The organism is Paenibacillus sp. JNUCC 34 (assembly GCF_058269055.1).
The window spans coordinates 4,382,519-4,395,631 of the sequence record NZ_CM177770.1 but is presented as its reverse complement, the minus strand read 5'-3'; the positions used below and the strand labels follow the sequence as shown (position 1 = coordinate 4,395,631).

General features: G+C 45.7%; 14 protein-coding genes. 12 read left to right on the top strand and 2 right to left on the bottom strand.

Annotation, left to right across the window (positions count from 1 at the left end; all coding sequences use genetic code 11):
* Positions 1-239: 239 nt before the first annotated feature.
* Positions 240-1,349, bottom strand: a complete 1,110-nt coding sequence (mnmA, locus tag AC2TF5_RS20585; protein WP_491299007.1) for a tRNA 2-thiouridine(34) synthase MnmA — start codon at positions 1,347-1,349, stop codon at positions 240-242.
* A gap of 282 nt (positions 1,350-1,631) precedes the next feature.
* Between mnmA and cymR the strand changes: the two genes are divergently transcribed.
* Positions 1,632-2,051 carry a cysteine metabolism transcriptional regulator CymR gene (gene cymR, locus AC2TF5_RS20580; RefSeq protein WP_208915246.1) on the top strand — a complete coding sequence of 140 codons (420 nt, stop codon included), beginning with the start codon at positions 1,632-1,634 and terminating at the stop codon, positions 2,049-2,051.
* Positions 2,052-2,467: 416 nt separating this feature from the next.
* On the opposite strand, the gene AC2TF5_RS20575 is transcribed toward cymR, so the two are convergent.
* Entirely contained in the window at positions 2,468-2,809 is a 342-nt protein-coding gene (locus AC2TF5_RS20575; RefSeq protein WP_491299006.1) for a DUF2642 domain-containing protein, read from the bottom strand.
* 425 nt (positions 2,810-3,234) lie between these two features.
* Between AC2TF5_RS20575 and AC2TF5_RS20570 the strand changes: the two genes are divergently transcribed.
* The 11 genes from AC2TF5_RS20570 to AC2TF5_RS20520 all read left to right on the top strand — a co-directional run bounded on the left by AC2TF5_RS20570 (position 3,235) and on the right by AC2TF5_RS20520 (position 13,112).
* Positions 3,235-4,380, top strand: a complete 1,146-nt coding sequence (locus tag AC2TF5_RS20570; RefSeq protein ID WP_491302954.1) for a cysteine desulfurase family protein — start codon at positions 3,235-3,237, stop codon at positions 4,378-4,380.
* 147 nt (positions 4,381-4,527) lie between these two features.
* The gene (locus tag AC2TF5_RS20565) at positions 4,528-5,049 is read left to right on the top strand and encodes a PRC-barrel domain-containing protein (RefSeq protein WP_491299005.1); all 522 of its coding nucleotides are present in this window, start codon (positions 4,528-4,530) and stop codon (positions 5,047-5,049) included.
* Positions 5,050-5,063: 14 nt separating this feature from the next.
* Positions 5,064-5,276, top strand: coding sequence for a YrzR-like zinc ribbon domain (locus AC2TF5_RS20560; RefSeq protein WP_491299004.1), 213 nt, complete (start codon positions 5,064-5,066; stop codon positions 5,274-5,276).
* A gap of 177 nt (positions 5,277-5,453) precedes the next feature.
* Positions 5,454-6,521, top strand: coding sequence for an AI-2E family transporter (locus AC2TF5_RS20555; protein WP_491299003.1), 1,068 nt, complete (start codon positions 5,454-5,456; stop codon positions 6,519-6,521).
* A gap of 417 nt (positions 6,522-6,938) precedes the next feature.
* Positions 6,939-9,566, top strand: a complete 2,628-nt coding sequence (alaS, locus tag AC2TF5_RS20550) for an alanine--tRNA ligase (RefSeq protein ID WP_491299002.1) — start codon at positions 6,939-6,941, stop codon at positions 9,564-9,566.
* A gap of 145 nt (positions 9,567-9,711) precedes the next feature.
* Complete coding sequence (locus AC2TF5_RS20545; RefSeq protein ID WP_054958106.1) at positions 9,712-9,972, top strand: IreB family regulatory phosphoprotein; 261 nt, start codon at positions 9,712-9,714, stop codon at positions 9,970-9,972.
* A 10-nt stretch (positions 9,973-9,982) separates the two neighbouring features.
* Entirely contained in the window at positions 9,983-10,393 is a 411-nt protein-coding gene (gene ruvX / locus AC2TF5_RS20540; protein ID WP_491299001.1) for a Holliday junction resolvase RuvX, read from the top strand.
* Between the two features lie 18 nt (positions 10,394-10,411).
* On the top strand, positions 10,412-10,720 hold the full coding sequence (locus AC2TF5_RS20535) for a DUF1292 domain-containing protein (protein WP_491299000.1): 309 nt from the start codon (positions 10,412-10,414) through the stop codon (positions 10,718-10,720).
* Positions 10,713-11,024: a DUF1292 domain-containing protein gene (locus tag AC2TF5_RS20530; protein WP_491298999.1), complete on the top strand. Its 312-nt coding sequence runs from the start codon at positions 10,713-10,715 to the stop codon at positions 11,022-11,024. The genes AC2TF5_RS20535 and AC2TF5_RS20530 overlap by 8 nt, the downstream gene beginning before the upstream one ends.
* Before the next feature lie 99 nt (positions 11,025-11,123).
* Positions 11,124-12,161 carry an endolytic transglycosylase MltG gene (gene mltG / locus AC2TF5_RS20525; RefSeq protein ID WP_491298998.1) on the top strand — a complete coding sequence of 346 codons (1,038 nt, stop codon included), beginning with the start codon at positions 11,124-11,126 and terminating at the stop codon, positions 12,159-12,161.
* Between the two features lie 18 nt (positions 12,162-12,179).
* Complete coding sequence (locus AC2TF5_RS20520) at positions 12,180-13,112, top strand: peptidase U32 family protein (RefSeq protein ID WP_491298997.1); 933 nt, start codon at positions 12,180-12,182, stop codon at positions 13,110-13,112.
* The last annotated feature ends 1 nt before the right edge of the window (position 13,113 follow it).

The window sequence follows — 13,113 nt, the reverse complement described above, 5'->3', positions numbered from 1 at the left end:
ATAACAATCCAACCACAGCCCAAATCATCGGGAACGGGAGCCGTCTGTAGCAAGAGTCCTCTTCCAGCAACCGCCAGTGCCAAACGTTGGAACAGCAAAAGCAAGCAGGATTCGGCCCCGGCATGAGTACTCGCCTGGCTTCTCTTGCTTGCTCTTGTTTATTATTCAGTCATTGTCCCTATAAGGAAACACATTTCCTCTCTATTTCCCCGAGATCCGGCAGGCTGCGCCATTTACCCTTAATAGGGGACTTTCTCAGCGTATTCGATCGTTCCACCACCGAGACATTCCTCACCTTGGTAGAACACAACGGCTTGTCCGGGTGTAATAGCTTTTTGTGGTTGATTGAAAGCTACATGAAGCGTTCCGTCTTCTCTTGGAGTAACGGTGACCTGCTGATCCGGCTGACGGTAGCGGAATTTGGCCATGCAGGTGAAGGAATCATTGGGCATAGCTTCTTCACCCGCAATCCAGTTGATTCCAGAGGCGATTAAGCCGGTGGAATAGAGACTCGGATGATCACCCTGTACAACATAGAGTACATTGGATTGCAAATCTTTATCGGCAACAAACCATGGCTCACCGGAACCTGAACCACCTATGCCGAGTCCTTGGCGCTGTCCAAGGGTATAATACATTAAGCCGTCGTGATGGCCTTTGACTTCACCTGTAACAACATCCACCATATCCCCGCCTTGTGCCGGAAGATAGTGGCCTAGGAATTCTTTGAAATTACGCTCGCCGATAAAGCAAACACCGGTGCTATCTTTCTTCTTGGCCGTATAAAGACCGGCTTCCTCAGCAAGACGGCGGACTTCCGGCTTAGGCAGATGCCCGATCGGGAACATCGTCTTGGATAGTTGCTCCTGATTCAGCGCGTTCAGAAAGTAGGTTTGGTCTTTGTTGTTGTCCACACCCCGAAGTAGACGGAATTTGCCGTCTTCCTTCACAACACGGGCATAGTGTCCTGTGGCTACATAATCGGCCCCAAGATCCAGAGCCTTGTTTAAAAATTCACCGAATTTAATTTCCCGGTTGCACATCACATCCGGATTCGGTGTTCTACCAGCCTTATATTCATCAAGAAAATAGGAAAATACTTTATCAAAGTATTCCTTTTCAAAATTGACGGTATAGTAAGGGATATCGAGTTGCTCACATACACGGCGGACATCTTCTGCGTCCGCTTCGGCCGTGCAGTAGCCGAGTTCATCGGTGTCGTCCCAGTTTTTCATAAAGATGCCGATCACTTCATAACCCTGCTGTTTCAGTAGCAGTGCTGTTACGGAGGAATCGACTCCCCCGGACATGCCGACAACGATACGGGTGTTTTGTTTATCTTTTGACATCGTTATCACCATTTTCGTATTGAATTGTGCCCATGGACGTATTTTATCACAACCTGGCTTACTTCACACGCCCGGTTTTGTCCACTCCAGGAGAACATTTTTAAAAAATAGCAATGGATTATTACCCATAGGGGGTGTGGTTATGTTACCATATGCACAGGGGATTGATCGGAATAGAGAGATTATGCGACATATCCGTAATATTACAGCCCAATTTCCGCCTCAAACCAACAAAACAGATGAGAAATATCATATATACTAATTTCGAGAGAGGTGTCACCTTTGAAGATTTCAACTAAAGGAAGGTACGGATTGACTATTATGATGGAGTTGGCCGCCAGATTTGGTGAAGGACCGACTTCCCTTAAAAGCATAGCTGAGAAAAATCAATTGTCAGAGCATTATTTGGAACAGTTAATTGCCCCGCTTCGCAATGCGGGCTTGGTAAAGAGTATTCGTGGAGCCTATGGCGGCTATATTCTGTCACGCGAGCCTGTTAGTATTACGGCGGGTGATGTGATCCGTGTATTGGAGGGGCCGATTTCTCCTGTGGATTTTACGGAAGAAGATGATCCGGCCAAACGTGATCTGTGGCTGCGAATCCGCGATAGCATCGCTGAGGTGCTTGATTCCACTACCCTTGATAATCTGATCAACTACCAGGAACAGTCCGCTGCGGACAATTACATGTTCTACATTTAATTTTAAAATCGGCTGATCGATCAATTAACCCATGTGTATCAAGGGATATCTGATTTTATTTTATGATATCCCTTGATAAAATCACATATAAATCACATTTCTTGCATCTACTCCTGTAAAAAGATGAATTTAAAGATGTCAGCGTAATGATTTTTAATTTTTTGATCTGCGTTCTGTTGCATCTTTTCGGTTACATGAGTATGACGTAGTATATGAGGCGTTATCCACTTATATCCTTGTTGATTATTGGCGGGAATTTTTTTAAAACTTACCATTCTTCCTTCATCTCCTAAAATGCTCCATGAAACTTCATTACTTCCTCGATTTTTTTTATCTGTATCACAAATTTATATGCCGATTGGGTTTCTTTAAAAAGCAAAAAAAGAGCTGCATTCACAGCTCCTTTGATTCGCAAATTATTCTGGCATTATCCAAACGATTTCGGCAATACGGACAAGAAACTTCTTATTTCTTTGTTCAAGAACAACATGGTCTTGTTTGACATCGAGGACACATCCGTCGATTCTACCACGTGTGGTTTCCAGAATAACAACATTTCCAATTAGGGACATTAAAGCTTCAACAACGCAAGGATTTACAGGATGGACCACGATAGCGTGAGGCATGTGATGCATATGTGGCTTGTGATGCATATGTGGCATGTGATGCATATGTGGCTTGTGGTGCATATGAGGCATGTGAGGCATCTGAGGCATCTGAGGCATCTGAGGCATCTGAGGCATCATATAACTATTCAAAAAATTCCCTCCCAATTAATTTATACAGCATTCTATGCTGATGCCTACAAAATGAATTGGGCGAATGCCCAGAAATCGAAAATACAACTAGCCAGAAAGATTAGCGGAGCAGACGGTCAAGCCCCCATTTAGTGGACATAGTAAAAATGCAAAAGCATTATTCTCAAATTGATAATTTCGTTGTAAGAAAGGATATAAAATAATATACTAAAGGATGCAAAGTTTGTACCTATCAGCAGCAGGTTTGCTGTGGGGTGTCTCAACAAAAAATCACGTAAAAAATTACAAAGTCGGCGAATCACGGCGAATGAGCACGTGACTTATATATGATATGGTACGAAAAATCCGCAGAAAATAAGGTGAATGAACAATGATGAAAGTTAGCGAAAATACAAATAAGATGTACTACATTTAGGTGACGAATGATGAAATCTATATATTTAGACCACGCCGCTTCATCACCGGTTCATCCGGAAGTAGCGGAAGAGATGATGCGCGTTATGACAAGCCAATATGGCAATGCTTCTAGTGTTCATTCCTACGGGAGAGAAGCTAAAAGAAAGGTTAGCGGGTCGCGAGATGAAATTGCGGCCCTTTTGGGGGCTTTGCCGGACGAGCTGGTGTTTACGGCTGGCGGGACAGAGAGTGACAATTTGGCAATTTTCGGTACGCTGGAAGCGCTGGGGCTTCAGGGCAAACATGTTATTACATCTGCGATTGAGCATCATGCGGTGCTTCATACTTGTGAGGAGCTTGAGAAGAGAGGCTGTGAGGTCACTTATGTGCCTGTAGACAGTGAAGGCCGCGTTGCCGTGGAGGAGATTGCCGGGGCAATTCGGGACAATACCGTCCTGATTACGATTATGTTTGGCAACAATGAAGTAGGAACCGTTCAACCGATCCGGGAGATTGGTGAGCTTGCCCGCAGCAAAGGAATATTTTTTCATACGGACGCGGTTCAAGCACTGGGCTCCGAGTATATTTCCTGCAAGGAATTTCCTGTGGATCTATGGAGCTTCTCCGCCCATAAGATCAATGGTCCTCAAGGGATCGGTGCTCTTGTTGTGAAGCGGGGCACTCCGTTATCCCCAAGGCTGTTCGGAGGACTGCAGGAGAAAAAACGGCGGGCTGGGACAGAAAATATGGCCGGTATAGCCGGGTTTGCAAAAGCTGTACAATTGGCCGTACAAGGACTGGATGAACGGAGAGCACATTACACCAAGCTACGTGAGACGCTTATTGAAGAACTTCGTCATGAAATCGGACAGGATGCCTTTGTTGTGAATGGACACCCTGAATTTTATATGCCTCAAATTTTAAATATCAGCTTTCCTGAAATCAGTACGGAGACGTTGCTAATGAACTTGGATATGGAAGGAATTGCTGCAGCTAGTGGCTCTGCCTGCACTTCAGGCTCTCTCGAAATATCCCATGTACTTCAGGCAATGAATCTTTCTGAAAATGTTTTACGATCAGCGATTCGTTTTAGTTTTGGTTTGGGTAATACTACTCAAGAAATGGAGTACACAGCTCAAAAAATTGGAACCATCCTAAAACGGCTGCGTAAATAAATCCTAAGGGATTTCTCCTTCATGGATTAGGGGGTATGATTTTTTCCATTTCATCCTTTTGAAGACGGTCACGGTTTAACAGGCAATAGCGCTTTAACCGAAGTCCGTTTTCCAAATGATTATAGGGTGAGGAGGTGTCTGTGCATCATGAAACTCCAAGAAATGATTGGACTGGCTGTATTCGACGTGGAGAGTGGCAAGGAAATTGGCAAAATCCACGATTTTATACTAGATAATAATTGGTTAATCACCGGGCTAGAGCTCGAAGGCAAAGCACTTTTTTCCTCTCATGTGAAAACCGTCTCATGGGAAGATATTGCAGCTTATGGAGAAGACGCTGTAATGATCCGAAGTGAAAAGGCTGTTCAAAAAACGGGTGCCGATGATATACCGTTTACGTACCTTTTGGGCCGGCGGAAATTGAAAGAGATGCAGGTACTGACAGAGGACGGCGTTTTGCTCGGACGCATCTCTGATGTTTATTTTGAGCAAGAACAGGGCAATACAATACTAGGATTGGAAATTTCCGACGGTTTTGTATCAGATTTAATTGAAGGTCGCAAATGGCTGCCTTGTACAACGGAAATGGCGATCGGGGAAAATGCTGTCATGGTACCTCCGATGAGCGAACAGCGTCTGGAAAAAGCCATTAATTCTGTGAACGGATAGGGTGAGGAAAGTATATGAAATGTCCAAATTGTAGTTCTAAGGATATCGGGAAGATTGGTTCCCATCAATTTTACTGTTGGGGCTGCTTTATCGAACTGACAGTCAATGGAGAGAAGATGTCTGTCTACCAGGTTGAGGAAGACGGTACGCTTAGCTCGCTGGATGATTTATTTTTCGGTGAAGAATTCCAGCAAGAATTCCCTCCACATATGCATGCATCGAATTAATTTTGCGTACATATAAGTGAGCAATGGAAGAGACTCTCGCTTCCTGCCAACTGGCAGGACGGGAGTTTTTTGAATTCGGGACGGTATAAGCTGTGTTTAAGCAAGAATGTAAGATTAATTTAGGGAGCTCGTACATATACTTACAGGGTAAGCTAGTCCGAAAGGAGAGATTACCCTGTGGAACAACTGACGGCGAACAAGTGGTTCCGTTTCTTGATCTGGCTGCTGCTCGGACTTATCGCCCTCTACTTTGTGTGGCTCTTGCGGCCGTTGTTTCTGGATATTTACCGTTTCTTGAAGGCAGTGCTGGCCCCGTTTCTGGTTGCTATGATCATATCTTATGTGCTGAATCCTATCGTATGCATGCTGTCAGATCGCAAGGTTCCGAGGAGTATCGCTGTACTTCTAATATATGCTGTCTTCCTGACCTGTTTAGCCGTTATTCTGATCAATATGATTCCGATGTTGATCCGACAGATCGAAGAGCTTAATGAACATCTGCCTGAGTTTACGATGCATGCCCAAAGTTTAATGACGAATCTGGACAGCAAGCTGCTGCCTCCTGGTATCCGAACGGGAATGAACAGTTGGTTTTTTCATATGGAAACACGGTTGGCTGACGGGATATCGGGTTTTATGGACAATATCGGGACTACGATCAACATGCTGTTTAATGCGTTTATCATTCCTTTCCTGATCTTTTACATATTAAAAGATTTTGAGGTGTTCCAGCGGACGGCGGTATCCTATCTGCCCCGCAGCCGGAGGAAAGCTATCGTTACTCTGATTAAGGAAATTGACACCGCACTCGGCAATTATATTCGTGGACAATTTCTGGTCTGCCTCATCATTGGGGTGTTCGCATATATCGGTTATATGGTAATAGGAATGCCGTACGCGCTTCTGTTCGCCAGCATTGTTGCCATATTCAACATTGTGCCTTATCTGGGTCCATTTCTGGGAGCGGCGCCTGCACTCTTGATGGCTTCAACGATTTCTTGGAAAATGGTGCTACTTGTCGCGACGATTAATATGATCTGCCAGCTGCTCGAGAGCAACGTCATTTCTCCTCAGGTGGTCGGACGCAAGCTGCATTTACATCCGCTGTTGATCATTTTTGCCCTCCTTGTTGGCGGTCAGGTTGCCGGTACGGTAGGACTCATTCTGGCGGTCCCTGTTTTCGCGGTAATGAAGGTATTACTGCAGCATTTTTTCGCTTATTACGTAAGACGTAAAAGTGACTGATTTACTTGACCCTGACATGCATTGACAGATAGTTTAGGCATCGATATACTTGAAAATATTAGAGTCCATATGAATTGAAATCGATGAGGAAATAAAGTAGGCTGGTGCTTCTTTCCCAGAGAACAGGTTCCTTCGGAATTACATTTCCGGGTGGCTGTGAGAACCTGAAAGCGTCGCGAGCCGAAAAGCTGATTTCCGAGTGTGAGACAAACTCACCGGGTGGCGCCCGTTATCAAGCTGATACAAGGCGATCACCTGATGAGTCAAGGACGATACATTTTCGTGTTTGACATAAACAGGTGATAACCAGGGTGGTACCGCGAGACAATCGTCCCTGATATTTATTCAGGGGCTTTTTTTGTGTTCGGACTGTACTAACAGTAAGACCGAACAATATTGAAACTGGAGGCTATAATAATGAAAGCTAGTGAAATCCGCTCCAAATGGTTGGAGTTCTTTGCAGAAAAAGGACATAAGATTGAGCCGAGTGCATCCCTTGTTCCACATAATGACCCATCTTTGCTGTGGATCAATGCCGGAATGGCACCACTTAAACCTTATTTCGATGGACGGGTGAAGCCGGACAATCCTCGTCTGGCGAACTCTCAGAAATGTATTCGTACCAATGATATTGAAAATATCGGAAAAACGCGCCGTCACCAAACTTTTTTTGAAATGCTGGGTAACTTCTCGATCGGGGACTACTTTAAGGAAGAAGTCATCACATGGGCTTGGGAGTTCCTGACGGACAAAAAATGGATCGGTTTTGACCCGGAGCGCCTATCGGTGACCGTGTATCCTGAAGATGAAGAAGCCTTCAAACTATGGAATGAGAAAATCGGCCTGCCAGAGAGCCGTATCATTAAGCTGGAAGATAATTTTTGGGATATCGGTGAGGGCCCTTGCGGACCTTGTACGGAAATTTTTTATGACCGCGGCGAAGCTTACGGAAATGATTTTTCTGATCCAGAACTTTACCCAGGTGGAGAGAACGAACGTTATCTTGAAGTATGGAACCTTGTGTTCTCCCAATTTAACCATAACAAAGATGGCAGTTATACGCCGCTGCCGAACAAAAATATTGATACTGGTGCTGGTTTGGAACGGTTTGCATCGATTCTGCAGAACGTGGAGTCAAATTTCGATACCGACCTGTTCCAGCCTTTGATTCAGGAAACGGCTGCGCTTGCCGGGATTAAATATAATGAGAATCCAGAATATGACCTTGCCCTGAAAGTCATTGCTGACCACATTCGTACGGTTGCGTTCGCAGTGGGTGACGGTGTAATGCCTTCCAATGAGGGGCGTGGTTATGTTATTCGCCGTCTGCTCCGCCGTGCTGTTCGCTATGGAAAGGTCATCGGTCTTGATAAGCCGTTTATGTACACATTGACTAAAACGGTTGGCGACATCATGGGCGTGTACTACCCAGAAGTGCTGGAGAAGTGCGAGTTTATTGAAAAGGTAATCGCTACGGAAGAAGAGCAGTTCCACAAGACGTTGTCTGATGGATTGAATATTTTGGCGAATATAAGCTCCCAAGCCAAAGAGCAAGGCAAAACGGAGATCAGCGGTACCGATGCGTTTAAATTGTATGACACATACGGCTTCCCATTCGACCTGACGGAGGATTATGCATCAGAACACGGGCTTACTGTTGACCGTGACGGTTTTGATGCTGCCATGAAAGAACAGCGGGAACGTGCCCGAGAAGCCCGTCATGAAACGGAAAGTATGAAGGTACAGGGCGGAGTGCTCTCCAATTACACGGTTAAAAGTGAATTTGTTGGATATAATGACACCGTTCAACAATCGAAAGTCATGGCAATTGTTGTAGATGGCGGATTTGTTGATCACATTGGAGAGGGCCAGTCGGGCCAGATTGTTTTGGATTCTACTCCTTTCTATGCGGAGAGTGGCGGCCAGGTTAGCGACCAAGGAGTACTTGAGAGTGACCGTGTGCAGGCAAGAGTTGAAGGTCTGTTCAAAGCGCCGCATGGACAGCATGTTCATCTTGTAACGGTGGAATCCGGTGAATTAAAAGTGGACGAAATCGTAAAAGCTGAAGTAGACCGTGAGAAACGTCTTGATATTATCAAGAACCATACGGCTACGCACCTTCTCCATAAGGCACTGAAAGAAGTGCTTGGCGAGCATGTGAATCAGGCAGGCTCTCTTGTTGAGCCTCAGCGTCTGCGGTTTGACTTCTCTCATTTCGGAAGCATTACACCGGAGGAGCTATCCCGGATCGAGAAGCGTGTAAACGAGCAGATTTGGAAAGGGACAGCCGTTGTCATTGAAAACAAATCGATTGATGAAGCAAAAGCTATGGGCGCTATGGCGCTTTTTGGTGAAAAATATGGAGACGTTGTACGGGTCGTTCAGGTCGGAGATTACAGTCTTGAGCTTTGTGGCGGCTGCCATGTGGACAACACTTCTCAGATCGGTATTTTTAAATTGCTCGGCGAGAGCGGCATTGGGTCCGGGGTACGCCGGATTGAGGCTGTGACAGGCCGTTTTGCCTATGAGTTTATGGAAGGCCAACTTGATTTGCTTAGACACTCCGCAGGCCTGCTCAAGAGCAATCTGAACGATGTACCTAAACGGATCGAAGCACTGAACCAACAGGTAAAGGATCTCGGCCGTGAGAATGAATCCCTTCAAGGCAAGCTGAGTGCAATCGAAGCCGGTCAGCTTACAGAGCGTGTCGTAACGGCAGGTAATACACAGCTTTTGGCTGCTGAAGTGCAGGTTGGCAGCATGGACGCTCTTCGTACGGTTGCTGATGAACTTAAAGGAAAGCTGCCTGAAGCTGTTATCGTACTTGGCGCTGCGTCCGGAGATAAAGTGAATTTTGTGGTAGCTGTACCTCAAGACCTTGTGAAAAAAGGGCTGCATGCCGGAAAACTTGTTAAAGAAGTAGCGTCCGTCTGCGGCGGAGGCGGTGGAGGTCGTCCGGATATGGCCCAGGCAGGCGGTAAGGATGCCTCCAAAATCAAGGAGGCACTTAAGCGTGCTGAAGAGCTAGTTTCCCAAAGCGTGTAAGTTTAACGTTTTTGCCTTTAATTATTTGGAATCAGGTTTCCTTACAGGTTGAGGAATATGTTATGATAGAAATAGATCAAGCTGGTAAATATTTATTCGACGAAGCATGGTTTAACATGTTCTTCGAAGAAGCGAGGTGTCACACATGGACTCCATGGATAAGACTGTTAAGTTCAATGTAAAAGGTGATGAGAAGGAGGCTTCCGCCCGGGACATTATTTTATCGGTATACGACTCATTGGTTGAAAAGGAATATAACCCGATCAATCAAATCGTCGGCTATCTGTTGTCCGGGGATCCCGCTTATATACCTCGGCACAACAATGCGAGAAGTTTGATCCGGAAGAAAGAACGAGATGAATTGATTGAAGAACTGGTCCGGTTCTACCTAGCCAGTCACCGTTAGGAGTGCAAGGATGAAGATCATGGGATTGGATTACGGGGACCGTCGAATTGGTGTGGCTCTCAGCGATGTGTTCGGTTGGACAGCTCAAGGGCTGGAAGTTATTGAACGTCGCCGGGAGGGCATTGAATTGGAACGGATCACTGCCCTTGTGAAAGAACATGAGGTCGCTGAGATTGTGGTCGGTCTGCCCAAAAATATGAACGGCACGATCGGTTCCCGAGGAGAAATCTGCATGGAATTCGCAGAAGTACTGCGAGAGTCCCTGTGCTTACCCGTTCACCTTTGGGATGAACGGCTTTCTACAGTATCCGCTGAACGGACCCTGTTGGAAGCCGATGTCAGCCGAAAGAAGCGCAAGCAGGTCGTAGATAAGATGGCTGCAAGCTTGATTTTGCAAAACTACTTGGATTCTAAAAGGTAAAGGTGAGGGTGATAACAGATGACGAATGAGCATATTGGAATGGAAGAGGAACCGGAAATTATTTATATCCCTGATGATGAAGGCAATGAAGAGGAATTCGAAGTCATCATGAAATTTGAGGTTGACGGCTCCGATGCGAAATATATGATGGTGGTTCCCATGGAAACGGAAGATGATGAGACCGATGAGGTTTACGCTTTCCGTTACGAGGAAGACGGTGACGACCTGAAATTGTATATGATTGAGGATGACGAGGAATGGAGCATTGTTGAAGAAACGTTTAACACGCTCGTAGAAGAGCTTGACGGGAGCAATGGAAATGACTGATTTTTCTGCTGAACAAGTGGTATGGACCCAAGCGTTGAAGGAAGCATTCGGTGAAAGTGTTGAACTTCAAGATGAGAAGGGGAGCACAACCGTATATGATGTTGCCGCTGAATTCGAAGTAAATGGTCAAGGATATGCCATTTTGGTACAGCCAGACCGTCAGCATGAGGAGTATGAAGTGCTTCGTATTGTTACGGCACAAGACGGAAGTCTGGAGCTTGCCACCATTGATGATGATGATGAATGGGAGAATGTCTCCGAGCTGTATGATGAACTTACATTCCCGGAAGAAGACGAAGATTGATTCGGATTTCTGCTTCTTCCTCAGGAAGTATTAATTTCAAATGAAGTTCTGGAAAGGGCGGACCAGTCCGCCCTTTTTGGTTGTGAAGGAGATGAACACATGAAAAAACTGGCCGTAACGGCATTGGTGTTGATCATCATTGCCGGCGGGGCATTGTTTTACGCTTGGAACGGCATGAAGCCGGTCGCAAGCTCTGATACACCCGTCGAGTTTACGATTGAATCTGGTATGAGCACAGTTCGAATCGCTGAACTGCTGGAGGAAGAAGGGCTTATTAAAAACGCCCTTCTTTTTAAAGGTTACTTGAAGCTGAAAGATGAAGGCAGTCGGTTTATGGCCGGTATATATGAGACAAAACCTGGGGCAACCTATGATCAGCTGATATCGATGCTAAATAACGGAGAGGTGAAGCCTGAGGAGATGATGCGCTTTACGATTCCGGAAGGTTACACGGTGCTTCAGATGGCGGAGACCATTTCCAGCCAGAGTGGTTTGGACGCGAAGGAATTTGTAAAGCTGGCTGATCAGACTTCGGGTTGGGATGGGACTATCGTAAATGAAATTCCAAAAGATGAGGAATTGAGACATCATTTGGAGGGATATTTGTTTCCGGCAACCTATGAGCTGCCTAAAGACAGTACAGAGCAAGAGATTCTCCAAGTAATGCTTAGCCAGTTGGAGAAGAGACTAGATGAAATACCTGACTGGCAAGAGCTGTTGAAGCAGCGGGGGCTGACGGTTCATGAGCTGCTCACGGTCGCCTCCTTGGTAGAACGTGAGGTCGTAGCGGAGAAGGAACGTGCATTGGTGGCAGGTGTTATATATAACCGTCTTGAGCAGGATATGAAGCTTGAGATTGACGCAACTGTGCAATATCTCTTAGATAAGCCTAAGGAGCGACTGCTGTATAAGGATCTGGAAGTAGACAGCCCTTATAACACTTACCGAAATAAAGGACTTCCGCCGGGACCTATCTCAAATCCGAGCCTGGATTCGATTGAGGCCGCGCTTAAACCGGAGAAGTCGGATTATTTATTTTATGTGACCAAAAAGGATGGCACACAGGAACATCTGTTTGCCAAAACCTACAAGGAACATTTGAATAACATCGAGAAGAGCAAGAAAATGGCACAATAGCATTAGGGGGAAATTGCAATGGGTATTAAACCTGAGCTTCTGGCAGCCGCGGGAACTCTGGAGGATGTGGAAGCTTATCTGCAAGCCGGAGCGGATGCCGTATTGGTTGGAGATGACCGCTTTGGTATGAGATTGCCGGGAAGTATGACACTGGATGAAATTCATAAAGCTGCTGAGATGGTACACGCCGTCAGCGGTAAAATCTATGTGAGTCTGAACAACTTAATGACCAATGATCTGCTTCAGGAGCTTTCAGAATATGTTAAGGCTCTGGGTAAGATCGGGGTGGATGCGGTAGAATTTAATGATCCTTCTGTATTATTGGCAGTCAATTCCTTTGCTCCTGGCGTAAAGCTTCATTGGAATGCTGAAATGACATCAACCAACTATTCGACCTCGAACTATTGGGGACGTAGAGGGGCAGCCCGCGTTATCTTGGCCCGAGAATTAAACATGGATGAAATTACGGAAATGAAGCCGAATCTAGAGATTGAAGCTCAAGTCCAGGTTCACGGAATGACAAACATCTACCATTCCAAGCGTCGGTTGGTCAACAGCTACATGTCCCATCAAGGGCGGCCGGTAACGGAAGGTAGTATGGGCAAGGAACGCGGATTGTTTCTTATTGAAGCAGAGCGTGCCGATGAGAAATTTCCGATTTATGAGGATATGAACGGAACACATATTATGAGCTCGAATGATATTTGTATCTTGGAAGATCTTCATATGCTGATGAAAGCTGGTATGGACAGCTTTAAAGTAGAAACATTGCTCAAACCGCGCCACTATAACGAAGCAGTACTTCGTGCATACCGTAAAGCCATTGATCTGTATGAGGCTGCCCCAGGTTCGTATGCTTTTCACGAGGAATGGATGGACGAGATCAGGACACTTCAAGATCCCGAACGGGAGCTTTCTTTTGGATTCTTTTACAAGGAACAAGTTTATTAAT